1 protein-coding gene is annotated in these 258 nt (G+C 48.8%); it reads left to right on the forward strand.

The window, feature by feature from the left end; all coding sequences use genetic code 11:
• On the forward strand, positions 1-233 hold a 233-nt coding region (locus CH339_RS25820; RefSeq protein ID WP_146610314.1), incomplete at its 5' end, for a PDZ domain-containing protein.
• Positions 234-258: the final 25 nt, after the last annotated feature.

Raw genomic sequence — 258 nt, forward strand, 5'->3', positions numbered from 1 at the left:
CATCAGGCGTAGTTGTGATGGGTGTTCAGCCGGTATCTCCTGCAGGCAGAGCCGGTCTGAAAGAGCTCGATGTCATCGTCGAATTTAACGGTGACCGTGTTTACGATATCGTTGATCTGCGTAAAAAGCTTTACACCAAAAACGTCGGCGACAAGGTAAAAATCAAATACCTGCGGGGCGGAAAAGAAAAGACAACAGAAGTAAAGCTGACCCGATCCCAATTAGGAAGCTGATAAAGACAGTCTGGCCGGTACGGCC

This window comes from Rhodobium orientis (assembly GCF_003258835.1).
Taxonomy (GTDB): Bacteria; Pseudomonadota; Alphaproteobacteria; order Rhizobiales; family Rhodobiaceae; genus Rhodobium; species Rhodobium orientis.